Annotated in this window: 21 protein-coding genes; 6 read left to right on the forward strand and 15 right to left on the reverse strand. The window is 31.4% G+C overall.

Annotated features, from left to right (window positions below):
• Positions 1–6: 6 nt before the first annotated feature.
• The 8 genes from pbpC to H527_RS0104575 form a co-directional block, all read right to left on the reverse strand.
• Positions 7–2,349: a penicillin-binding protein 1C gene (pbpC, locus tag H527_RS0104540; RefSeq protein WP_027411607.1), complete on the reverse strand. Its 2,343-nt coding sequence runs from the start codon at positions 2,347–2,349 to the stop codon at positions 7–9.
• A gap of 16 nt (positions 2,350–2,365) precedes the next feature.
• Positions 2,366–3,283: a bifunctional metallophosphatase/5'-nucleotidase gene (locus H527_RS0104545; protein ID WP_035087412.1), complete on the reverse strand. Its 918-nt coding sequence runs from the start codon at positions 3,281–3,283 to the stop codon at positions 2,366–2,368.
• On the reverse strand, positions 3,273–4,043 hold the full coding sequence (locus H527_RS0104550; RefSeq protein ID WP_035087413.1) for a 5'-nucleotidase C-terminal domain-containing protein: 771 nt from the start codon (positions 4,041–4,043) through the stop codon (positions 3,273–3,275). The genes H527_RS0104545 and H527_RS0104550 overlap by 11 nt, the downstream gene beginning before the upstream one ends.
• A gap of 76 nt (positions 4,044–4,119) precedes the next feature.
• Positions 4,120–4,323, reverse strand: a complete 204-nt coding sequence (locus H527_RS21415; RefSeq protein WP_229809246.1) for an antibiotic biosynthesis monooxygenase family protein — start codon at positions 4,321–4,323, stop codon at positions 4,120–4,122.
• A gap of 149 nt (positions 4,324–4,472) precedes the next feature.
• The gene (locus H527_RS0104560; protein ID WP_035087414.1) at positions 4,473–5,699 is read right to left on the reverse strand and encodes a DUF4272 domain-containing protein; all 1,227 of its coding nucleotides are present in this window, start codon (positions 5,697–5,699) and stop codon (positions 4,473–4,475) included.
• Between the two features lie 184 nt (positions 5,700–5,883).
• Positions 5,884–11,409 carry an alpha-2-macroglobulin family protein gene (locus tag H527_RS0104565; RefSeq protein ID WP_027411611.1) on the reverse strand — a complete coding sequence of 1,842 codons (5,526 nt, stop codon included), beginning with the start codon at positions 11,407–11,409 and terminating at the stop codon, positions 5,884–5,886.
• Between the two features lie 487 nt (positions 11,410–11,896).
• On the reverse strand, positions 11,897–12,967 hold the full coding sequence (locus tag H527_RS0104570) for an isoaspartyl peptidase/L-asparaginase family protein (RefSeq protein WP_027411612.1): 1,071 nt from the start codon (positions 12,965–12,967) through the stop codon (positions 11,897–11,899).
• 3 nt (positions 12,968–12,970) lie between these two features.
• The gene (locus H527_RS0104575) at positions 12,971–13,954 is read right to left on the reverse strand and encodes a toll/interleukin-1 receptor domain-containing protein (protein ID WP_035087415.1); all 984 of its coding nucleotides are present in this window, start codon (positions 13,952–13,954) and stop codon (positions 12,971–12,973) included.
• A 316-nt stretch (positions 13,955–14,270) separates the two neighbouring features.
• On the opposite strand from H527_RS0104575, the gene H527_RS0104580 reads away from it, so the two are divergent.
• The 3 genes from H527_RS0104580 (at position 14,271) to H527_RS0104590 (ending at position 16,684) form a co-directional block, all read left to right on the forward strand.
• A complete protein-coding gene (locus H527_RS0104580; protein ID WP_027411614.1) occupies positions 14,271–15,167 on the forward strand; it encodes a LytTR family DNA-binding domain-containing protein in 897 nt (298 codons plus the stop codon).
• A 91-nt stretch (positions 15,168–15,258) separates the two neighbouring features.
• Positions 15,259–16,059 carry an alpha/beta hydrolase gene (locus tag H527_RS0104585; protein ID WP_027411615.1) on the forward strand — a complete coding sequence of 267 codons (801 nt, stop codon included), beginning with the start codon at positions 15,259–15,261 and terminating at the stop codon, positions 16,057–16,059.
• Between the two features lie 7 nt (positions 16,060–16,066).
• The gene (locus H527_RS0104590; RefSeq protein ID WP_027411616.1) at positions 16,067–16,684 is read left to right on the forward strand and encodes a hypothetical protein; all 618 of its coding nucleotides are present in this window, start codon (positions 16,067–16,069) and stop codon (positions 16,682–16,684) included.
• Positions 16,685–16,801: 117 nt separating this feature from the next.
• Here the strand turns inward: H527_RS0104590 and H527_RS0104595 are convergent, their stop codons facing one another.
• From H527_RS0104595 to H527_RS0104615, 5 genes are all read right to left on the reverse strand, one after another.
• Positions 16,802–17,428 carry a hypothetical protein gene (locus tag H527_RS0104595; RefSeq protein WP_155837806.1) on the reverse strand — a complete coding sequence of 209 codons (627 nt, stop codon included), beginning with the start codon at positions 17,426–17,428 and terminating at the stop codon, positions 16,802–16,804.
• Positions 17,429–18,058: 630 nt separating this feature from the next.
• A complete protein-coding gene (locus tag H527_RS0104600; RefSeq protein ID WP_027411618.1) occupies positions 18,059–18,712 on the reverse strand; it encodes an HD domain-containing protein in 654 nt (217 codons plus the stop codon).
• Between the two features lie 10 nt (positions 18,713–18,722).
• Positions 18,723–19,718, reverse strand: a complete 996-nt coding sequence (locus tag H527_RS0104605) for an acyl-ACP desaturase (protein ID WP_027411619.1) — start codon at positions 19,716–19,718, stop codon at positions 18,723–18,725.
• An 11-nt stretch (positions 19,719–19,729) separates the two neighbouring features.
• Entirely contained in the window at positions 19,730–20,470 is a 741-nt protein-coding gene (locus tag H527_RS0104610; protein WP_308427885.1) for a 1-acyl-sn-glycerol-3-phosphate acyltransferase, read from the reverse strand.
• 465 nt (positions 20,471–20,935) lie between these two features.
• On the reverse strand, positions 20,936–21,346 hold the full coding sequence (locus H527_RS0104615) for a BrxA/BrxB family bacilliredoxin (RefSeq protein ID WP_027411621.1): 411 nt from the start codon (positions 21,344–21,346) through the stop codon (positions 20,936–20,938).
• Between the two features lie 543 nt (positions 21,347–21,889).
• Between H527_RS0104615 and H527_RS0104620 the strand changes: the two genes are divergently transcribed.
• Positions 21,890–22,624 carry a TerB family tellurite resistance protein gene (locus tag H527_RS0104620; RefSeq protein ID WP_027411622.1) on the forward strand — a complete coding sequence of 245 codons (735 nt, stop codon included), beginning with the start codon at positions 21,890–21,892 and terminating at the stop codon, positions 22,622–22,624.
• Between the two features lie 9 nt (positions 22,625–22,633).
• Here H527_RS0104620 and H527_RS0104625 read toward each other — a convergent pair whose 3' ends face one another.
• The gene (locus tag H527_RS0104625) at positions 22,634–23,779 is read right to left on the reverse strand and encodes a lycopene cyclase family protein (RefSeq protein WP_027411623.1); all 1,146 of its coding nucleotides are present in this window, start codon (positions 23,777–23,779) and stop codon (positions 22,634–22,636) included.
• Between the two features lie 101 nt (positions 23,780–23,880).
• Between H527_RS0104625 and H527_RS0104630 the strand changes: the two genes are divergently transcribed.
• Both H527_RS0104630 and H527_RS0104635 read left to right on the forward strand, forming a co-directional pair.
• Entirely contained in the window at positions 23,881–24,303 is a 423-nt protein-coding gene (locus tag H527_RS0104630; RefSeq protein WP_027411624.1) for a hypothetical protein, read from the forward strand.
• A 155-nt stretch (positions 24,304–24,458) separates the two neighbouring features.
• On the forward strand, positions 24,459–25,376 hold the full coding sequence (locus tag H527_RS0104635) for a DMT family transporter (RefSeq protein ID WP_035087416.1): 918 nt from the start codon (positions 24,459–24,461) through the stop codon (positions 25,374–25,376).
• Positions 25,377–25,411: 35 nt separating this feature from the next.
• Here the strand turns inward: H527_RS0104635 and H527_RS24300 are convergent, their stop codons facing one another.
• A complete protein-coding gene (locus tag H527_RS24300; protein ID WP_169726189.1) occupies positions 25,412–25,567 on the reverse strand; it encodes a FeoB-associated Cys-rich membrane protein in 156 nt (51 codons plus the stop codon).
• Positions 25,568–25,583 lie beyond the last annotated feature (16 nt).

The following is a 25,583-nucleotide window of genomic DNA, read 5'->3' on the forward strand; positions in this document are numbered from 1 at the left end:
AAGGAATCATTCTTTAATTTCTATCTTCCTTTTTAATTCATTTCCTTTTTCGTCTAAAACAGTGATATTATGTATTCCAATTTTTGGAGAAACCGGCATTTCATGAAATTGTTTTGTAGTACCTACAAATTCATCATCAATATACCAAAATACTCTTGTCTCAGGGTCGGTATGTGCAATTTTAAGAATAACTTCATTCGTTTTACCATCAAACCCTTTAGGAAGATATACACTACTATTTGCTTTTGGAAATATAAAATCCATTCGCTCCTGAGATTCCTTTATACAATCTGATCTGTATGCTGGTAAGGTTTGATAATCCGCATTATTTGTTTTAAAAAAGTATTCTTGTAATGGGGGTAATACAAACCACGATTCGTGAATAATATTTGCTACATCCTCGCAAGAAGAATTTACTCGGTATTGCCTTGTAGGATCTAAATGTATTAATTGATGAAGCGAACAAGGTTTCGTTCGGCTTCCTGCTAAAGGAATATAGGATTGTTTAACTGGGCAGTTAGCACTTGCAATGTAACCACTTTTTTCACATACTTTTACTTGTGCCAGATCATCATAAGGCATAGGAAACCACTTAGAATTAGGTACTAGATTAAAAACGTCAAATAGTACAGGTGCTGCAGAGTTTACCCCTGTAAGCTCTGGACGTCCTTCTCCATCAGCATTGCCTATCCATACACCAACTACATATTCTTTACTGGCTCCTATCGCCCAAGCATCTCTATTACCAAAGCTTGTTCCTGTTTTCCAGGCAATTTCTTTAGAAGAGTCATAAAACTCCCATGCTTCGTCTCCTTCTGGCCTATTAACTTCTTTCATCGCTTCAAAAGTTAGCCAAATACTCCCAGCTCCATATACTGGTTTTTGTTCTGTTTTTTCGCCAAAAGAAACTTTTTGATTTGCTAAGACAACTGGATCTGTAAACTCCTGAGTGAAATACTCACTAGACGTATCTTGATAATGATTTAAGGTACCTGCAAAACCTGCATAGGTTTTACATAAATCCCAAAGGTTACCTTCTGCACCACCAACAATTAAAGATAATCCATAATGATCTGCACTATATTTTAAATCCCTTATTTTAAAAGCACTAATTTCATCTCTAAATCTCTGTAAACCATATTGCTGCAATAAACGGACTGCAGGAATATTAAGAGATCTTGCCAATGCTCTATTTGCAGGAGCAACACCACTATATCCCTCATCATAATTCATAGGGCTATATCCCGAAATTACGGTTGGAACATCAACAACTAATTGCTCTGGCAGCAACTCTCCCTTATCCATCATCGCAGCATATAATAATGGTTTTAATACACTTCCTGTACTACGAGCGGCTTGAATAATATCTACATCTTTTTGGTGAGCTTTATCTGTTGGAGTATTTCCTACATAACTTAGGACTTCTCTGGTAGTAACATCCAAAACCAGAACTGCCATATTATGCACTTCATTCTGTTTTAAAATTTCATAATGTTTATGTACTACTTTATTAACTTGTTTTTGTAATGTAAGATCTATTGTTGTTTGCACTCGCTTCCCCTCCTTTTCTTTTGTTATTCTTTCTAATAAATGAGGTGCAGTTTGTGGTAAAAAATATGGTTTTCGAGGCAATTTTTCTTCTATAGAGAGTTCATATGTTAAAGAATCGATGGTATGTTCTTGCAAAAGGGTTTGCAATAAACGATTTCTTTTTTGTAGTAAACTATTTTGATTTTTACCCGGGTATATTAATGACGGTGCATTTGGTAATACTGCTAATGTTGCACTTTCTGCCCAAGATAATTGATATGCTGGTAATCCAAAATATCGCCATGAAGCCATATCAACACCTACCACATTTCCTCCGAAAGGTGCATGAGAAGCATATAGTTTCAAAATGTTTTCTTTAGAGGCTCCAAACTCTAAACGAGTCGCAAGAATTAGTTCTTTGAGTTTTTCAAAATAGGTTCTCTTTTCTCCTTTTCGGGCTAATCGAATAACTTGTTGCGTGATGGTGCTTCCACCTCGAACTACTTTACCAGCTTTTATGTTTTGTAGAATTGCTTCTCCCATTGCTACAGGATTAAACCCAAAATGACGGTAAAATTGCTGATCTTCAAAAGCAATAATACATTGTTCAAATTTTTTTGGAACACTATCGGTTTCAGGAAAACGCCATTGCCCGTCTTTTGCTATTTTAGCTCCTAGTAATTCTCCTGCTCTGGTTTCTATTACCGTAGCAGTAGGGTCTTTAAATAAAGGGGTTGGTAATGAAAAGTAATACCATATAGATACTAATCCAAAAAGGATAAAACGTTTAGGGTGTTTTCGTATATAGTTTTTTAGCATTTAGAGAGGTAAGAAATTATACTTCTACAGATCTTCCTTCTGCAGTTTTATTTCCTGTACTATCCAAATAAAAATCAATTTGCCCCATATAGATTCCACTTTTACCACATTGATTAATTAGTACTTTTTGTCCAATAGAGTTATCTACAACTGTAGGCTCTGGCAATAAGGTATGTGTATGACCTCCTATAATAAGATCTATATCTTTTGTTTTTTTAGCTAAATGTAAATCTGAGACTTTATCTGGATTGGTTTTATAATCATATCCTATATGAGAAAGACAAATAATAATATCACAGTGTTCTTCTTCTTTTAAAACCCTCGACATATCCTGTGCTATTTCTATAGGATTCAGATATAACGTTTCTTTATATAAGTTTTTGTTTACTAAACCTTCTAGTTCCACTCCTAACCCAAAAACCCCAATACGAATTCCGTCTTTAACCAATACTTTATAAGGCTTTACAAAATCGTTAAGAACCGTATTTGTGAAATCATAATTAGCAGACACAAAATTAAAGGTTGCATTTGGTAATTGACTTAATAATCCATCTATACCATTATCAAAGTCATGATTCCCTATAGTTGCTAAATCATACTTAAGTTTTGACATGAGTTTAAACTCAATTTCTCCTCCATAATAATTAAAGTAAGGAGTGCCTTGAAATATGTCTCCTGCATCCAACAAAACAGTATTTGGATTTTGTGTCCGAACCTGCTCTATTATAGATGCTCTTCTGGCAAACCCTCCCAAACCCGGATATTTATAATGATTATTGGGTAATGGATCTATCTGGCTGTGTACATCATTAGTATGTAATACTGTGATTTTTTTGGATATTGGCCTACTGCAAGATGCTAAACTTAACCCTCCCAGACTAACAAAAGTAGTTGCCGATGCTACTTGTTGTATAAACCTTCTTCTATTTTGCATATTGTATCCTTTTATCCAATTGTACTTTTAAGGTATCTACAGATTTAAAATAATCAATCAAAGCATTTCTAAGCTTGTAATCTGTTTTATATAATTGCATGGGATTTTCAAAGAAATTCATATTATCCCCTCCTTCTTGCAAATAATCTGTTGTAAGTACTAAATAACTTTTTCCGTCTTCTATAGGATGGCCATTAACAGTTACCTCTTTTACTTTATTAGTGCTTTTTACGATACTTAATTGTATATTCGAAACAGGATGGGCTTGTTGTCTTTTTGCCAGATATGAAACTAATTCTATGGCTTTTTGATAGGATAGCTCGGTTACTACCAGTTCATTTTCAAAAGGCATTAACTCAAAAGCTGTTCTTGCAGTTACCTCGCCTTTAAGTATCGGTGCTCGCATACCACCATGATTTAAAAGCACAAAATCTATTTCTTTATTATATCTTTTTTGAAACACTGGTTGTACTTGTTGCAACGAAATATCTGCCATAAGATTACCCAACGTACTTTCTAACTCTGCATCGTTTTTCGTGAAATTATCGGTAGCAATACAAAGGGTCGCATCTAATGTTTTATTTAAATGATTTCGAAACGGTGTTATAAACGAATCTATATCTTTATTAGTAATTGCTGTAGAATCTATTTTTTGTTGCTTTGCAGAAACCTTACTTATAGAAACAGGTTGCTGCTTACATGCATATATGCTTCCTAAAAGGAAAATACTAAATATAAACTTATAAAACATGGTATTCATTATCTTTTTTGCTGTTTTGACAATGGTACTAAAAAAATCAATAAGTTAGGTTTATGATTAGGTTAAAAATATTTCTCTATCCTGCTAATACTGATTTATAATGCTGTACTATAGGGAAAGGATCATAAAAATGATGTAATAATTCTTTCCATTTTTGATACGATTCTGATTTTCGAAAGCCTATTTTATGGTCTTCTATTGTTTCCCATTCTACCAGAAGTAAGTATTTATTATCTTCTTCTATACATTTTAACACATCATGTTTTAGATATCCTTGCATAGAGCAAATGATTTTTTTTGTGCTTCTTTAAAAGCTTTTTCAAATGCTTGCTGATTGCTCTGGTTTAATATATAAAATTGCTTGCTCTAAAATCATTGTATATGTATAAAACTATACATTACTCTTTTATAAATATTATAGCTATAATTTTAGGTGTCACATGAAACATTATCCCAATCTTGATTCATATACCCTACAAGCCAATTAAGCGCATAATGTCTTTCATAAACAACACCCGGGTGCATGTTTTCTGTGGTAGTCTCGTTTATTCTTGCATCTACACAAGCCCAATCTAATCGATAATACAAGTCATTAGCATCTAGTATTTCGGATTTTGATCTTGTGGCACTTATGCTGTTTATAAATAGATTAGGATCTTTATCTTTACCAATAGGATATCTATCGGATGCTATTTTATTTAAATCTGCTAAATTATTTGGTGAACCAAGATCTTCAATAATTTCTAATGCCCATGATAAAACCCATATACATTCGCATTTCCAGGTTTCGTGACTTTTAGCTTCTTCTGTAGGGTTATCCAAAAAAGATAGTTCTTTTTGAGTTGCTTTTTCTAAAAGATCATACTTTTTCAAGTATTCTATTGCTTGTTCTGCACTTATATGATTAAATGCTACCATGTTTGTTGTTGCTAACAGGGTTATCCTTTCTGCAATTTCTTTAGAAGTTCGAATTATTGTATCATTTTCAGACTCTATACAAGGAAGATTTGTATTTAACTTAACCTGATACTCTTTTATAATGGATTCACTTCTAGATTTTCGATTTTTTTGATCTTCCGTCAATTCTTTTTGATCTCCATCAAAATATATCGAATCGATTTTTACTTCTAGATTTTCGATTTCGCAATTTCCGTTCGTATCTAAAATAAGATTTAAGTCTTTGTTTAAAAAGTGTTGCGTATCTGATTTACTAATATTAATATTTGGTTGAGCAAATACTATTCCGTCAAAAGATTGGCAAATATTTTTGGTTAGCACTTTTAATTCTTCATCCAAATCTCCTTTTGACAGGATCGGAAGCTCACTGTTAAGCGTTTGTATTTTTTGAAGCAATAATTCTTTTACTTTTTCATTTGTATTTGGTAAAGAATTTACAAAACCTGCCATTCCTGATAAATTTTGAGTGAGTGGAGAGTCTATTTCCAAAATTTTATAGGAAGGGGTTATTCTTTCTCTATAAGAAATTTGAAATTCTTTTTTAGGTTTAAAAAGTCCTTCTTTAATAGACACTTGTATTGTTTTTCTTTCGTCTTGTACAGAGGTAGATATTTCCCCTTTCGGAAATACTTTCTGTATCTCTGGTATTATTCTTTCAAAATAAAGTTCGTGTGAATATATAGTACAATAGTTCTCCATTCCAATTTTATTTATACTTCAACAATTTAATATTTAGGTTTTAATCGGTATCGATATCCTTGTAGCCCTAGTTATAATATATTCTGTATGTATCTGCTACACAATACTAAGCATCTTGTGTCAAAAAAAATTCGCAACTTTCTATACTCAAATACTCATCGAATCCTTCGTTCACCAACTAAAACTATTTCACCACTTCTACCCATTTTCCTTGGCCTCTTACTATATAATCATTATCATACATGGCTTCGCATTGTATACCTGGCAGATAATATTTCCCTAAATAAGATGCATTTAATAAAATAGTCATGGTTTTACTCTCGTTTGGTTTTAAATCAAAGTAGAAATTTACACGATCGTCTCTTATATCGGTATGCGTTACGATATTATCTCTAAAAGATCCAAAGTCTGTAAAACGAGTATTTACTATCTCCCACCCTGATGGAAAAACCTCTGTTAAAGCAATATCTTTTACTTTAGATCCTGTGGTATTTGTTATGGTTACTTGTGCTACAAAATCTGTACCCTGTGTTAACAATATTGGATTAATTATATTACCATCTTTGGTTTTATAATCTACGATTGCCTTAAAGTTATTTTGTATTATTTTTTCTTCTCCAACTGGTAATATTCCGCTAGTAGCAATTTGCACAAAAATGGTATTGTCTTTACTATTTTTAAGCACCAATTTATTGTCTTTTAGTATAGCCAATTCCCCAGAGGTTGCTAATGTTTTATCGGTATTCGCATTATTTGATTTTCCGTTTAAAACATAACTTACTTGTACTCCTTTGCCTCCTACATATACTGCATATTTTGCCATCGCTAATAATGCGTAAGATGTGGTTTGCGTACTCATCCAATTTTTAGAAGATAATTCTTTTGCCAACTCTACCGCTATTTTTTGGGCTTTTGCTTTTTGATCTAAGGCTACCAAAGTTTCGAGAGCCATTGCTCGATTACGATTTGCAGAACCATATGTGTACGATCTATCTCTGCTGGTTTTAAAATCTATATTTGCTGAATTTAATAATTGACTAGCTGCATTTGCTTGTCCAATCAATCCATATCCTGCGGCTAATCTTAATTTAGCATCGTTAGAGAGGTTAGATGTTTCTCGCAAACGGTTCATAGAGGATAGATCAGGACTACCTGCTAGAGCTAATGTATATAATCGATATGCCTGTGCCAGATCATTATTACCACTTCTCCATCGTTTAGCTTGTTGTTGTTGATAATTAATCCAACTACTTTTAAACCCAATTGGCAAAACATACCCCTGTTTATTGGCTTCTATCAAAAAGTGACCTGCGTATGTAGTACTCCAATCATTTGGATTACTGTACCCTGGCCAATACGACATGCCTCCTGCAGGCTGTATAAATCGTTTTAACTTATAAATAGCTGCTTCTATATTTTTCTGTATTTTTTGTTTTTTTTCTGAAGATAAATTAAAGACATCTCCCAGATATAATTGTGGAAACGCCGCAGAAGTAGTTTGTTCTAGACATCCATGTGGATACTGAATTAAATAACTTAGTCTGCTTTCAAAATTCATAGGTGGCAAAGAAGACATTTCTATCGTTGCACTATTACTACCATCTATACCAAAAGCTACAAAACTAATCTCTTGTGTGCTATTTGGCTCCAAAATAACTGAGGTTATCTCGGTAGTCATCGGGTTTGGGTTTACAATATTAATTGGAACTTTATAAGACGCTTTTTCTCCACCACCACTTGCTACTACTTCTATATCTGTAATAGAAGCTCCTTCTAATACCTCTATATCAAAATACACCATCTTTTCATCTGGTTGCGGAAAAGAAAGGTTTTTTTCTGTTTCTCCTATTACCACAAATCCTTTGTTTGGTTTTAAAGTAACTTTTACATTTTTAACTTTATTCTCCATCGCAAATACTGTTACCGGAATGGTTACCTTTTCTTTTGGGGTAATTTTACGCGGAATAGAAGTTAATACCATTAATGGTTTACGAACAGGGGTTGTTTTTTCGGCACTACCATACGCTCCCTGTTCTGCATCTGAGGCTACAATCATCGTACGCACAGATCCAACATATTTAGGGATTTTAATGGTATGAGCACGTGTTTCTCCTTTTTTAAGGGCAAAAGGCCCTTCAAAAATTACCATTGGTTTAAATCGGTTTGCTTTTTTAGATTTACTGCCACCAGCTTCTGCATCTCCTCCAATACTAAATACCTGATTAATACTTCCTCCATACGCTCCTATTACATCGTCATAAACATCCCATGTTTTTACTCCTAATGCCTCACGAGCATAAAAACTGCTCCATGGATTTGGGGTTTTAAATCGGGTAAGATCTAATAATCCTTCGTCTACGATTGCTATAGAATAGGTCATTGGTTTGCCATTGTTTTCTCCAACCTTAAGGGTAATTGTTTCTTCTGGTTGTAAAACATCTGGCATCGTTAGCTTTGGTTGTACTTTGGTAGTTGGATCTTCTACAGAAATAGGAACCACACCATATAATCGTATTGGTAAATCATTTAAGGTTGTAGAATGTGGTTGTAATAATGTAATATGAATATACACATTAGGGGTATACAAATTATCAATTGGCAATTCGAATTTGGTTTCTCCTTTTTGAGGGATTACCCACTGCGAGGATAATACTTCAGTTCCATTTTCTACGGTTACTAATGCTCTTCCACCTTCGCTGGAAGGAAATGTTACTTTAGCTTTTTCTCCTACATTATAGGTGTTTTTATCTGTAGAAAACAATAACATGGTTGCTGCAGAAGGATCATTTTTACGAGATTTACCTGCCCATCCTGGCCAATCTATATATAGTATTTTTCCAGTAGCATGACCTCCATTTGGATCTACTACTCTAACTAAGTATCTACCCCACTCTGGATATTTTAATTCAAATTTAAAACTTGCTTTACCACTATTATCTGTAGTAACATTGGTTTTAAAAACCTCATTATGATAGGATCCTTTATTGTAGGAAGACAAATTATCCTCTGTACTATCCCACCACCATCTCCAATCTACTTTATATATATATACTTCTAGGCCTTTTACAGCTTTAGGGATTCCTTTTTCATCTACAGATGCTACTTCAAAGTTATGTTGTGTATCGGTAAGCAACATTCCTCGAGCCTTATCTCCTTTTGGTACGTTTATACCTACGTAAGTATCATAAGGTGAGTATTCTTTACTAACTACATCTGTACTAAAATCTCCTCCATTTTCATAGACTTTAGTAATAAAAGATGCTTTTAATATTCCAGCAGCTTTATTTGTTAATTGTGGTTTTAAGGTAAAGTTAGCCTTTCCTTCTCCAGATAATTTCCCTTCAAATACTTCTTGCTCTTCTGTGCCAAATTTACGGGTTGGATCATCAAAAACATATCCTGGAAAAGTTTTGAAACTGGTTTGTCCCGCATTAAATCGAACATTAATATCTGCTTTTAAGTTTTTTGCTATGGCGCCGTGCAACCATAAAGCTTCTAAATTTCCTTGTATGTTTTTATTGCTACTTAACACCTCATCCTCAAAAGTAGTTTTGATTTTAAGACGATTTGGTTTTATAGTTTCTACCTTAAGTGTTTTGCTAAAGCTAGCTCCTCCAACATTTACTTTGGCTTGCCAGTTACCAGTAGGAGCTTCTTCTGAAGTGTTTACGACAAACTTATAAAAATTGTTTGTACCGCTGGTGCTAGTTTCTTGATGGGTTACTTTTCCGTAAGGGTCTCTTAATTCAAATTTTACAGGATGTCCTTGTGGTAATTTATTGGCATTATCATTTAACATAAAAGACAAAAACAAGGTGTCTCCTGGTCTCCAAACTCCTCTTTCTCCATATATAAATCCTTTAATCCCTTTTTGTAATTGTACCCCCGATACATCAAATTTACTAACTGACAATGCGTTACCATCGTTTAATTTTACATACGTTTGTTGTTTCCCTAACTTTGCAATTGCAAAATATGCAGGGTGATCTGCATCAAACCCCGTAATACCTTCTGCATCTGTAGTAGCTACTCCTACCTCTTGTTGTTGATAATTATAGAAGGTTATTTTTGCACCAGATACTGGATTGGTGGTTACAATATCATTAACGGTAACCATATAGGCATTATTTAATCCTTTTTTAACGGTTACTCCCAAATTAGAGGCTAAAATGTTTGCACTTATCTTTTTATCTCTGAAATAAGAAGTACTACATGGGTTTTCTCTTTCTTGCCAATCATAATCATAGTAATCGTCATAATAATATTGAGAACTATCCCAAAAACTAGATTCTTCTTCTTCATCATAGTTCTCGGCAAGTTCCTTTATTGGCGCATTTTCTAATAATTGCCCATCGCATTTATATAATGAATATGCTTTACGGTAATTAAGTTCTACTCTATATATTGCTCCTGGATCTGGATTTATAAGTTCTTTTAGATCTATTGCAAAAGCATTCCATTTACTAAGGTTTAGAGAGGAGTTTTCCTGAAGATTAATTAGTTTTTTTGCTACTGGTCTTGCTACACTTCTTAAATCACCAGAACCATTCAGGTTATTATTTTGTAAAAACTGAAGAACATTATTTTCGAATACTTTTACTATCTGTACCTCTACTGCACGAAGATTAATCGCTTCAAAATTAAATTTTAAGTTATCCGAAGTGGGTAAAATCACTCCGCTTTGCAATAACCTAATTTCAGGATTAGGTTGCTGAAAAGATATGTTTTCTGTGTATGTGTTCTTAAGTTTATAATTATCGGTACTTTGTATCCCCTCAAAAACGGTCACGTCCAGAGTTCCTTTTAATTCTTGTTTGGGATATACTTTTAATACATTTCCGTTTACGGTATATTTTAAATTGGATTCTCCAGAGATAGTAACCAACCCATTAAAGTTTTGATTTTTTTTAAGTGGATCTGAAAAATTAATTTCTACATATTGTTGATCTGCATTTGCAACAGAAACACTAATTATAGAAAAATTATTTTTACCTGGTATGGATAATACAGAAGACCCTTCGGTATCGATTCCAACAGATTTTCCTGACCATGTGATTTCTATTTCAGAATCGTCTTCAAATCGTTGAATACTATCTATTCTATAACTAAACTGACGGCTATTCTCTAAAGATTCTCCAAACTTTACGGTTATTTTTTTTCCATTCTGGGTAGCGGTAATTAATTGTTTTGCTGTATCAAATTTCATTTGATCGCTAGAAGTTAACGTACCATCTATATATTGCCAATCTTTACTATAGGATTGTAAATTATCGGTAAGTACCGAAAATTGTTGTTTTAATGTTTTCACCACGAAAACAAATTCTTCATCTACATCCTCTTTAAGGTCTTTAACCAAACTCTCTAAATCTAATGTAAAAATATATGCAGTATCTTCTTCAAACCCTTCTTCTGGCTGAAAAGAGATCGTACGGTTATTTACTGCTATTACTTTACCTTTTACTTTGGGAGATACGCTAAGTATATCTTTAGATAGTTCTTGATTATCATTCCATCCTTCTATCGGAGTTTGTAATACTACATATACATTATCGGTAACCGAAATCACTCCTGAAGAAACATCGGATATATATTCCTGATATTTGGTTAATTCTGAGGCATTGGCATCCGCTATAGATTGAGCGTCTTTTTTCTTACAAGAAAATACAACTGTTACAAAAAGCAGCAGGTACAGAATTCGTGATAATCGCATATAGGTCAGTTTTTAGTTACTACCATAAAAGTAAGATAAATTTTGAGTCACACTCCCCCTGTAAACCGTTAATTTAAATATGCCTTTCCCTAAAAGCTGTTTTAAAAATAATGAAGAGATATCCCAGAAACTTTAAAAGTATTTTTTAACTCACAAAATAATAGTTAGTTTTTTTACGTATACAAAATTACATAGATTAAAACTACAAATAAGCATAAATTCCTATTAAAGAAATTTTATTTCTTACAACCTTACTCACCATTAATAATAGCAAAAAAAATCCTATTTATAAATAATTACAACGTGGATAGAAATTATAAATAAGAACTTAATCCATAAAGGAGCAAACTTAAGAAGCTTGCTCCTAAAAATATATTTTGTTTTCGAATCAATTCTCTGGCAATCTGTTTTTAAATGAGTATTTAAAAAAACAAAGGAAAATCCTCATACTTTTATATTTTCCTCAAGGCCAAGTCACAAAATTTTATTACTTTTCATAAATACCTACAGTAAGTTCTCCTTTAGCATTCATTGTAGCGCGGTACATGCCTGCAGTATTAAACTCCATAGTTACATTACCTTTATTATCAATTGCTACTATCCCGCCAGTACCTCCAAGATTTGTAAGTTTTTTCTGTATTACCTCTTCAGCTGCTTCTTTTAAAGAAAGACCTTTGTACTCCATCAAAGCTGAAATATCATGAGCTACCATTGCTCTTATAAAATATTCTCCCCATCCAGTACTGGAGACTGCACAAGTTACATTATTTGCATAGGTTCCTGCGCCAATAATTGGAGAATCTCCTATGCGGTTCCATTTTTTGTTGGTCATTCCTCCTGTAGAGGTACCTGCAGCTAAATTTCCATGTGTATCCAAGGCAGCACAACCTACTGTCCCAAATTTTGAGTCCTTTATAAAGGGATCATAAAAAGCAGTTGTTTTATTCGCTTCCTGATTCTTTATTTTTTCTTTTACTTTTTCTAATGCTTTCATTCGATCTTCGGTATAAAAATAAGAAGGGTCTACTATTTCCAAACCTCTTTCTTTTGCAAATAATTCTGCTCCACCGCCTGATAATAATACATGAGGAGAATTCAACATTACTTCTCTTGCCAAATTAATTGGATTTTTAACTGTTTTTACTCCAGCAATTGCCCCAGCATTTAAGGTGCTTCCATCCATAATAGAAGCATCTAACTCATTTGTACCTTCACTGGTAAAAACAGCTCCTTTACCTGCATTAAACAAAGGAGAATTTTCTAATACATTTATAGTTTTTTCTACAGCTTCCAAACTAGTTCCTCCATTTTTAAGAATAGTATGCCCAACTCTAATAGCCTCTTCAAGTTTTGCATTATATGCTGCCTCTTTTTCTGCGGTCATATTTTCTTTTAAAATAGTACCAGCTCCACCATGAATCACAATCCCAAAATTCTCTTTTGGATTTTGCACTTCTTCTTTAGGAGATTCTACTATAGGAGTTTCTATAGTTTTTTGCGGCTGTTCTTTGCAGGCTAAGAACAAAATAAAACTTAAAAAGACAAGTATTCTTTTCATAATCTAAGAGGGTTTATTTTTATAATAATCTATTAAAGCGATCCTTCCTTTAAAAAATCGAAAGGTTAAATGTAAAATATTTCCTCCATTATCTTCTACGCTTATAGATTTATTTAACTCAAAGTCATATGGTTGATGCTTTCCTCCTTCGACAGCAATATTATCTGCATATAATGCTATAGCATTATTACTTTTTAAAATTGGTTTTATTCTTCCTGAAATTCCTGGTATCTCACCCGATTTATTTAGTATAATAGAGCTAGAACCTATACTTTTTTCTATAGTTACTTTTATATCTTCTTTAGGATTTACATTTTCGAATAGTACTCCCAGATTTTCGGGATGTGCAATAAGTACGGTATATAATTTACGGGTTCTAATTATAAAGTGTGCCAAACCCTTTTCATCCGAAAACCCTTCCAAATATGTTGCATTATTTGCTACCAGTACAATTTTAGCATTTTTTATTGCCTCTTCCTGTTCATTTACCACTTTAACGGTAAAGAGAAAAGGTTTTGGGTTAATTAAAGTAGAAAGTGTTGCCAATTTGCTTTCTAAAAAAGTAGTATCTTTTTTAAGTTTCTTTTCTATCAAACTTGCAAACTCATCTGGTGTTCTATCTTTAAGACTAATATATCCTATCGTTTTAAGTACCCCTGGTATTTCTGTATCATCAAATCTGGCGGGTAATATATATTCTCTACTTTCTTGAAAAGCTCTTGCCTGCATAGAGGCTCGCTCATGATTTGTCCATAACTTTTGGTTATAAAACCCTGAAATAAAAAGCACAGTATATCTGGCTCTATTTTGATAAATTTCTGACAAATACTCATACAAATTCTTTCCCCATAAATTTGTTTCTTCAAATAGATCATAAAACACCTTAACACCTCTTGTTTTCAAACTATTTGCCACTTCCTCTACATACGCTCTGTTCTCTCCTGCAAAAGAAAGCGCAATATCATATTCATAATTCTTGTTTTTCATCACAGACTGTTTTTACCATTAAACCTAAAACCTGACCTACTCTATTACAAAATTAGTTCCTTTATTTGGAATATTTCCTAATTAAGTAGGAATTCTTCCAACAAAATTTTTACTTTTAAACCGTAATTAATGCGTTAAATAATTGTAAATTAATTATTTATGAAAAAAATTAATTTATATAACTATGGATATAATCCTAGTTATTGTACGCCAAAAAAACTTTGAAAAGAATGAAAATTATCTAGATTTGTAATAAAGTTTATGGTCTTTAACTAGTCGTAATGTATAATGTCAAACAAAATTCTAATAAACAAATATGATTAGACTATTATCAAAACCATACCCTTTTCTATTTTCCACAAAAAGAAATGTAGTCATTGCAGTATTGGTAGGTCTACTTGTTGCTATTACAAGCTATTTAACCTCTGATGAAAAAATAATTCAAGAGTCTTTAACCGTCTCTAAAATAGCTTTATCTCTTATTTTTAGCTTAATTACTTTTTCTAGTATTATTTTAATTTTTGAAATATTACCAAAATTAATCATTCCTGAAACGGTAAAGGAAACTTGGACTATATCAAAAGAATTAGGACTAATATCTTTATTAATTTTCGTAATTATTCTATTCAATTTTAGCTTTTTAATACTTGTTTCAACAGATGATTCCACAATTTTATCTGTTGATCTTTTTTTTAATTTGACTATTTGGGCTATAATCATTGGAATAATACCATCGACAGTAGTGGTTTGGATTAATTATATTATCATTTTAAAAGAAAATCTAAAACAGGTTGAACAACACAATAAAAAATTACAAAAAATACTTCAACTACAAAAAAATGATACTACAGCCATTTCTATTCCTTCTGATAATAAAACAGAAATTATTCAGTTTAATGTAGAACATTTATTATTTATTAAATCTGATGGCAACTATGTCGAGATTTACTTAGAACAAAACAATCAAATAAATAAGCATATCCATAGGGCTTCTCTACAAGCCATAGGAAACGAATTACGAAACTATCCTACCATCATTCGTATCCATAGATCTTATATAGTTAATTGTCGGAATATTAAATCCTCTAAAGGAACAGCTCGTAATTATCAACTATTTTTCTCTAATATTGAACAAAGTATCCCTGTAGCTCGCAATAAATTTCAGGTTTTCAATGAGACAATACAAAACTTAAAGCCTATTCAAAACAAATAGACGTCCATTCAAAACAACTTTCTTTTTACTGGTAGTTCTTTACAGAGTTGTTGCCATTTTTGCCAAAAATTAATCTATAAATATAATTTATATGAAAAAAATGTTTGGCAAACTATGCTACCTGATTATCCTGTTTATAATAATTTCGGGATGTCAAAAAGAAGAGATGTTAGCTATTGAAAACTCAGTGTCTCACTCTATTGATTCTTCTTATACAGGTAATGAATATAATCTTCAAATATTATACCCAAAAAATTATGATTTATCTCTGGAGTATCAAACAATTTACTTGCTAGATGGTGATTTATATTTCAATGAGTTGGCAGAAATCGTAAAGTCAAAATATCCTTCTGATATTATACTTATCGGCATTGGATATAAAAATAAAAATAGAAGAAATACTGATTATTCATATCCAGCAGATGACTTTCTATCAAATTCTGGAGGAGCAAAAAACTATATACGATTCCTCAATAATGAACTTTTGCCTTTCATTGAAAAGAATCTTTCGATTAAATCTTCTAAAACCACTTTAGCTGGGCATTCATTAGGAGCATATTTTGCTTTATATCAATTATTTCAACAAGATTACCCTAGTGTTTTTGATAACATAATTGCAGTGAGTCCAAGTTTATTTTGGGCAGAAGCGTATTTACTTGACTTAGAAAACGAATATCATAATATAAATGACACACTAAATATCAAATTATATAGCACAATGGGGGATCTTGAAGGAGTAACTATGAATACGATGTTCGATGCTTTCAATAAAAAAATTGAAAGCAGAGATTATATAGGCTTATCGTTTGACCATGTTAGACTTGACAAAACATCCCATAACAACAATACAATTAAAAGTTTTGATAAAGGAATTTCATTTATTTTAAACTAAAAGAATTATGAAAAAAAATATAATTATACTCTCAATACTATTCTTGATTCAAATTGAATCCTATGGGCAAGATCAAAATTCAAAACATTTTTGGACCAATAGTAGGATAGAATTATTAGGTTCTTATGAGTTATTTGGTGGAGGTATTGGTTTTATCGCAAAAGGTAAAAAAGAAATTTTTAATTTAAAGCATTTTGAAGGTTTTGCTGGCTTAGCTTTTCAGTACAGTTACCAGTCTGAAACGAATAAACTATTAACTGGGATTAAAGGGCATAATAGTGATGTAGGAATGTATACCGTATTTGACATCATACTCTATCCTTTTAAAACCAAAAAAGTTTTTACCGGATTAGAACCATATCTTGGACTAACCACCTTAAAATCTGATGGAGTACTAGAAATACCTAAGCACAATATTTATGAAGATTATTCAAATAGCTACACTTATCTAAATTATGGAATAACACAAACTATTGGATACAGTTTTAAAAGAATAAACACAAGTCTTTTCGCAATGTTGTCATTAAAAGGTATTCTAGACAAAGGAAGAACAAGACCAGGAGATTCTGATTCTAAAATATTTTTCGGATTTAACATCTCCTATAAATTAAAGCCAACAAAATAAGTCAATTTAGAAAAACAATAGACATAATACAAATATACCTATCTTAAACAAGCCTCTTCAAAAAGGCTTGTTTATTTTGACTCTATCATATTATATAGAGACTTATAGTATCCTTTTTCACCCACAACAAATAAGAGCATCGATACTACTCCCATCTACTTGGTTTATTGTACGTATATCTTCTTTTAATTTTATTTTTTCTTCAGGAAGATATATTATGGTTTCTTGTTCTGGATTAAAGGTTCTCCTTTTTATCGTTCTGGTTTTGTTTAAATAATTTGTACTAAAATCTCCCGCTCCTTCTAAATACGCATTGCCGTAATTAGAATATTCTGTACCTATCAACATATAGGTATCGTAGTTTGTTTCAAATCTAAATTTTAATTCATAGTCAGATCGCATCGACTGGTGGGTAATACTAATAACATTAGATTTTATTATTTTTATATAATCTCCTTCTTCGTATATAAATGCGTAAGTCATATTACCACTTTGGGCTCTTTTAACATACGTTTCTTCCTCGGTGCCTTCGTATATTATAATTCTAACATCCCCTGGATAGTTATCATCATCAAAATCATTTAAATCCCCATCTGCAATAATTGCCACAAAATCTTTCAAACCATCTCCATTAAAATCTCCAAATACAATATTTTGATCAACTATAGCATATCCTTCTGGTATAAAATCGGCATAGTCGACTCTATTATTTAGAATTACCTGAGCCTTTTTTGCAGTATTCACCTCTGGCTTTTTGTTACTTTGTATCTCCTTTTCCTGTTTTTTATTTGAACAAGAAAAAAGAAATATGATTAAACATATCTGCATGTATATTTTCATTTATATTCTTTCGTTTCTAACTATAAATTTACTTTTCGAAAGTACTTTGTTAGACAACTCTACACATCACGTTTTTCCGTTAAAACAAACCCCTGTATACTGGGATGCTTTTATTCTGTTTCTATATTGAGTAATATGTTTTTATCGTATTTCTCTTTTGAATTGATTTCATGATAGGTATAGTATTTTTTATTTCCCCCAAAACACATAATCCTATATATCGTATAATATTCGTTATCTTGGTTTCTAATAAATTTATTTTGTAGTATTTTTTAGATCTATCCCTTCTGGGTATCTAATTTTTTATGAAAATGCTTTTTATAAAATAGCATAATAACACTAGTTGTTGTTTGAATTTACTGGAAAAGAAAATTAATATTTTTTTTGTTTCAGTGAAGAAGAAAAGCTTATGCCAGACTCGATCTGGTATTAAGTATAGATGGGCTACGGTTTGTATTTATTCTGAAATTGAGGTATAAAAAGAACATTTCATTCCAGTAAATTCAAATCATAAATGGTATAAAATATAGCAAACTACAGTTTTCCTTCCCATTCTTTATAGAACTGTTCTAAGAACTGTTCCATAAACACATGACGTTTTTCTGCTAGTTCTTTACCAGTTTGGGTATTCATTCTGTCTTTAAGAAGTAATAATTTTTCGTAGAAGTGATTTATTGTTGGTGCTTTTGAAGATTTATACTCTTCCTTACTCATACTAAGGTTAGGAGCAATCTCTGGATCATATAATGCTCTGTTTTTAAATCCACCGTAGTTAAAACATCTTGCAACACCAATAGCACCAATAGCATCTAATCGGTCTGCATCTTGTATAACATCTAATTCTGGAGATTTAAATTTTTGATCCGTATTCCCTCCTTTAAATGAAATGTTTTCAATAATCTTAATTACGTGCTCAATAACATCGTTACTAATTTTTAGAGTATTCAAAAATTCTGTTGCCACTTTAGGTCCTATAGTTTCATCTCCTTCATGAAATTTAGAATCTGCAATATCATGTAATAAAGCTCCTAAAGAAACTATAAAAAGATTTACTTTTTCTCCTTCAGAAATTAACAAGGCATTTTTAAATACTCTCTGGATATGAAACCAATCATGACCTCCTTCGGCTCCAGAGAGTTTATCTTTTACAAAAAGTATAGTTTTAGATATAATCTGATCTTCAGTCACCGAAAACGTATTACTTCACCATTGCTGGTTGTACCCATTTAAATTCAAAAATATCTTCCGGAATAACCAACCTTTCACTAATACGTTGCATTCTAGAAGGTAATTTCATTAAATAATCACGTGCTCTTTCTGCCTCATCAGTAAGATCCATTATTTTATCAATCTCCCATCTATCAATAAGACGTTGCATAATATCGATATAATCTTGTGAGGTGTATACTCCTATTCGTTGCGCCGACCATGAAAAATCTTCGAAAGCACTACCCGCAGCCTGTCCTGATTCTCTAAGAAAATGTGCTGGCATGACAATCTTCTTTTTCATCATATCACTAAATGCAATCATCATCTGGCTTGGATCTACTTCAAAAATACTTCTAACAAACTCACTATATGCGTTATGATGACGCATCTCATCTCCTGCTATAATCTTACACATCTTGGATAAAGACTTGTTAGAGTACTCTTTTGCTAGTTTTGCTACTCTATTATGAGAAATATAGGTAGCTAATTCTTGAAAACTAGTATATACAAAGTTTTTATATGGGTCTCTATCTGTCCCTATATCAAAACCATCACTAATTAAATGCTGTGTGGTTCTTTCTACCTCAATCATGTTTACTCTACCTGATAAATACAAATATTTATTTAATACATCTCCATGACGATTTTCTTCTCCACTCCAGTAGCGAGTCCATCTTGACCATGCATTTCCGCCTTCTTGTTGGTTTATTCCTTCTACATCCATTAACCAAGATTCATAGGTAGGCAATGCTTCTTCCGTTATTGTGTCTCCTACTAAAACTACCCAAAAATCATATGGAAGTTCTTTTGCTAATTCTCTTAACTCTTTAACCTCATCAAAAAAAGTATCTTCATTTTGAGAATCTGGCAAAAAATCGGTTGGTTGCCATATTTTATCTACCGGAATCAAGAATTTATCTATAAAAGAATCTACCTTCTTTTCCAGCAATTGCATTACCTCTAATCTTATATTGTCTAAAGCCATTATAATTGATGTTACGTTCTGATTGCTAAAGTAATCCTTTCTTGTATTTTTTTCAATAATATTTCTGGTTCTTTATCAATTAATAAAGGCTCTTGAACCTCTAATGTTAAATGTATACCTATTCCCATAGGAAAATTACCAAATCTTACTAATTTCCAACTATTATTTATAGTTATTGGTACTACTAATGCATTTGGAGCATTTTTAAATAATATTTTTAAACCAGTTGGAGCAAATTCTTTTGGTTCTCCATTTCTACTTCGAGTACCTTCTGGAAAAATCACTGCCGAAAAACTATTATCCGAAATAAATTTTCCAAATTTGGATAGTGCAGGTATAGATTGTTTTGGATTTTTTCTATCTATAAGAACATTTCCTCCGTATTTTAAATTAAAGGATATACTTGGGATTCCTTTACCTAGCTCAATCTTAGAAATAAACTTTGGCTTATGTTTACGTAAAAACCAAGATATTAAAGGAATATCAAACATACTTTGATGGTTGGATACTATTATTAAGGATTGTTTTTTTGGTAATTTATAGGGCTTTTTAAAGCTAAATGTTACACCTAGAAGGTGTAAGCATCGCAACAAACATAGATTCATAATATTTACTACTCCTCTATGCAATTTAGCTCCCCCTAATTTTACTCCTAACCATTGTAATGGTTGAAAAACTACTAGTGTTAGTCCAAAAAATAAATAAAAAACTACAGAAAGCGGATAGCTAAGTATCTTTTTTATTGCTCCCATTATTTCTAATTAAAAAAATTTAACTTATGTGAATCTAGCGCAAGGTCTTACATTATTTTTAGTTGACCAATAGTTTAATGCACTAAATTAAAATGCTTAAAAACACTATATCATATCGTTAAAAAGTTTCCCATAAACACAATAATTAACTCACTACAAATCATTATTTCGCTAATTATCAATAACATATAAGTCATTTCATTTAACAATCTTGAAAAAAAATCATATATTAACGCTATCAAATTCTTAAAACAATATATTATGACAAAAACAATTTTAAACATTAATGGTGTTCAATTATTGAACAAAGAAATATTAAAACAGGTTAATGCTGGTTTTCGGATAGAGAGGGAAACAGGCTGTAGTTGTAATGGAAACGAAAACAACAATCCTCCTTGCGATATGTGTTAAACTATTATTGTATAAAAAAGGGTGTTTTAAAAACCAAAACACCCTTTAAATTTTCTAACAGTATTCGTTATATGCATCTTTAAGATTTTCTGCTATCATTTCTGCAGGACGACCTTCGATATGATGGCGTTCTAACATATGTACAAGTTCCCCGTTTCTAAACAGCGCCATAGAAGGTGAAGATGGAGGAAATGGCACCATAAAACCTCTTGCTTTATCTGTTGCTTCTTTATCTACACCTGCAAAAACTGTTACTAAATTATCTGGTTTTTTACTATTATTTAATGAAGACTTTGCTCCAGGACGAGCATTTGCTGCTGCGCAACCGCATACCGAGTTTACAACCACTAATGTAGTTCCTTCTTTTGCTATTGCTGCTTCAACAGCTTCTTCTGTATGTAATTCTTCAAAGCCAATACTTGTAAGATCTTCGCGCATTGGTTTAACTAAATCTGCTGGGTACATATTTTTTATTTTTTCATCTATTAATATTCTACTAATTCTTTAATTGTAAGTATAAATAACCAATACATACTTTGGTTTTGATTACCCAATTATATTGCTTCATCTTCTATTACAATTAGATGCAAATCTACAAATTATGTACCACATAAGGATACCTGACAAGTAGTCGTACAGTCTTTTTGCATTTATATCAAAAATTAAGCGTTTTATTACCTCCAAATTGTAATAGATCCAGAATAATAAATACTAATTTCTTGTAAAGAACAAAAAAGTATCTTTTAATAAATAGTAGCTTTGTTCTACAAAACAACTGAACTACTAGTTATTTAATCGATTACCATCCGTTTTGGTACCTGAAGTTGATTGTTTAATCAAAAAATGCTTTCGACACAAACCTTCAAGGTAACCTAAAACCTTGAAGATTTAAATTGATGCGATTTGTTAAATAGGGTTAAAATCTAAAAGAACAAAGCGTAAAATATATCCTTTTTAGAACTTAGCCTAAATAGTTTATCTTTACAGCCCAAAAAAAAATAGTTTTCAATGATTAAATGGTTTACTGCTGTAATAGGATATATATTTTTTAGATTTCCAGGAGCAGTTTTAGGGTTTATATTGGGTAGTTTAATCGACTCTGCAACAAGCAAAAACAGCGGTGGTTTTAAAAAAGTATTTACACAAGAAACAGAAGTCACCCCTGCTGATTTTGAACTTAATTTATTGTCGTTATCTTCGATTGTAATTAAAGCTGACGGAAAAATTAATCAAACAGAATTAGATTATGTGCGACGTTATTTTGTAAGTTCTTATGGTAAAGAACGTGCTAATGCAACTTTTAGAACATTTAATGAAATTATAAAAAGCAGAGAGGTTTCTGCTCAACATATATGTCTATATATCACACAACATACTAGATATCCTTCGAGATTACAAATTCTTCATTTTTTATTTGGCATTGCAAATGCAGACGGATCAGTAAGTGTTTCTGAAGCTGAAGAAATCCAAAAAATAGCAGGATTTTTAAGAATAAATTTCAAAGATTTTGAAAGTATTAAAGCTATGTTTTTTAAAACTGGAGATCATGCTTATAAGATTTTAGAAATTGACAAAACCGCCACAGATGCTGATGTAAAAAAAGCTTTTAGAACTATGGCAAAAAAATACCATCCTGATAAGGTACAACATATGGATCAAATCCATATAAAAGGAGCAGAAGCAAAATTTAAAGAAGTACAAAAGGCATATGATCAAATCAAAAAAGAAAGAGGGATTAATTAAACCTTGTAATTAATTTACAAAGAGTCTACTCTTAAGTGCTTTTAAAAACCTACCTGCAGGCAAACTTGTCGTAATTTTAATCTCTTCTATAATAGTAGTTTCTTCGTCTAGAAATTTTAAAATTTTTGAGCTTTTGTTTCTTGCAAATAATTTTGAAAACAAGGTAGTTCCTATTTGATTTTCTTTAAATAATACATCTATAAAGAGTAAATCATAATACCAAAATCTTGTTTTAGTTTCAAATTTCGACAGGTCTGTATTTATTTTTAAAAATGGAATTAATTTTTGTGTTTTTTTTGATGTTATATTAAATGTATATCCCGTACTTGGTTTTGTCCATCCACCTGCAGTACCAATGTATAGTACATTTTTTGAATTCTGTTTTTTAAAATCATAGCAGGTCATAGGGATACATCCTTGTTCTTTTTCTGTGATTTTATAATTTGCGATTCCTTTTTCTTGCAAATAATTTTTAATCTCTTCCTCATATTCCTGCTTTTCCAGAAGGTCTTCAGAAAACAAAGTGTACTCAAATAAAGCTTCTGTTTCTGAAAATGGGAGTACATACATAAATCTTGTATTTCCTTTTTGAGCTACTGTGAAGTCCATAAAAGTGGCTATTTTACTATCAAAAACAGGTGTTTCTGTTTTTACAAACCACCCAACAAAATGTTGATTCAAAACAGGGTATTGCTTCTGCTTTTTATAATTAGAAGAAAACATAATGCTATTAAAAACTTTTTTTCCTAAATAGGTTTGGGTATTTGTCTTTACAACAACCTTATTATTTTCATCGATTAACGATATAACATTTTCCTGAATGATAGTTATATTAGATTTTTTATTTAAAATATCTAATATAAAATCGTAAAAATCTTTACTTCTAATTAACTTATATTGATATGGCGAAATCTCTATTTGTTTAGAAAAATCTTCACTTCCAAAATAAATAGTATTCCATTTCTTACTTATGATTTCTTCCCATATTCCTATATCCTTTTCCCAAAAACACCAAGTACGATCATTTTGATTTTTCACATCTTTATCTATTAATAAAATCTGCTTTTTATCAAAAAAACAATCTGACACCAAGTGGTACGCTAGCATTAAACCAGAAGCACCAGAACCTAAAATTATATAATCGTATTGTTGCATATCTTTGGAGATCAAATATAGAATGAAAATTTAGCAATTTAATCCTTAATGAAACATTTGAGCTTGTTTTTATATATCTTTAAGATCTATCTCTAATGGTTATGAAAAAATTATTATTATTCCTTTTAATTATTATCCCTTTTGTTTCTGTATTATCTCAAGATTCTACAAAAGTAAAAAGCCCTCAAACTCTTTGTAAGCTTAAAGTAGGAAACACATTAGAGTTTAATGAAAAAAGTATAAAATTCATGAAAGTTACAGAAGATTCACGATGTCCATCTGATATTACTTGCATTTGGGAAGGAAAAGTTACTTTATTAATTGAACTGTATGAGAACAACGCTTTTTTAGAAGAAAAAGAGATTGTTTTTGAAGCCAACAGTAATACTAAAAACAGCCCATTAAGAAAAATATTAAGTTTAGAGTCTAAAATAATATATCTTTATGATGTAAGTCCTTATCCATCATCTGTCGAAACCCCTATTCTTTCTTCTGAATATTATCTAGAGTTTCTTGTACAGTAAATTATAATTTAAAAAACTTAAATTATTGAGTTCTCTTTTTTCAGCTTATTCAAAAGATAACAGATCCCGTTATACAATGAATGAAATTAACTCAACTATCTATTTTAAATACATTTTTCAAACTTTTTAAAATAGAGTTTCATTAACTTTGGAGAATGATATCAAACAAGGCAAAGGCTCATATAGCTTTATTGAGCGTTAATATTATTTATGGAGCAAATTACCTTGTAGCCAAAGGATTAATGCCTAACAAAATCGAAGCTTCTGCATTAGTATTTCTTAGAATAAGTGGTGCTGGTATATTATTTTTAATCCTTAAACTTTTTGTTAAAGAGAAAGTAGATCGAAAGGATATTCCGAGATTAGCTTTATGTGGTTTTCTGGGGGTGGCAACAAATCAGTTCTTTTCAATGAATGGACTTAGCCTTACCTCCCCTGTAGATGCTGCTATTATTATTACGGCAATGCCTATTTTTACAGTTATTATTAGTTATTTTTTATTAAAAGAAGCGCTAACCACACAACGTATTACAGGAATATCTATAGGTGGTGCAGGAGCTGTTTTATTAATTTATTTAGGGAATTCGGACTTAGGAACAGGCTCTCTGCTAGGAAATATTTTTGTATGTATAAACGCACTAGCATTTGCTTTTTATTTGGTTATTGTAAAGCCTCTTATGTCAAAATACAAGCCTATTACAGTAATTGTTTGGACTTTTTTATTTGGATTTATAAGCATGTTCCCTTTTTGTATAGAAAAATTAATCCACACCGATTTCACAACTTTTGTCGTTTCAAACTGGGTTTCTTTATTTTATGTGGTTATTGGCCCTACTTTTTTGGCGTACTTACTTAATATGTTTGCGTTACAGTTTGTAAAACCCACCGTTTCTAGTAGTTATATTTATGTACAACCCGCAGTGGCGATGTTGCTTGTTGCTACAATATCCTATCTAGTTGTAGATAGTCAATACAAGGGTGACTTAACCATTACAAAACTATTATGCTGTATTTTGATTTTTTGCGGGGTATACTTAATTAGCAGCGGCCCTTTAAAATGGTTTAAAAAATAAACTCTGTTATATTTTTAGAGAATAAAACATATTAATTAATGGCATCCACATCCTGCTGAATCACCACAAGATTTAGTTGATTTTTTCTTTACGGAAGAAAGAGATGGTTTCCAAAAGAATTTTCTAACCAAAAATCCTATTGCCATTGCAAAAATTAATGCTATCAGTATATTTTGTATTAGAATATTCATTTATTCTTTTTTTATT

Origin of the sequence: Aquimarina muelleri DSM 19832, assembly GCF_000430665.1 — a bacterium.
Taxonomy (GTDB): domain Bacteria; phylum Bacteroidota; class Bacteroidia; order Flavobacteriales; family Flavobacteriaceae; genus Aquimarina; species Aquimarina muelleri.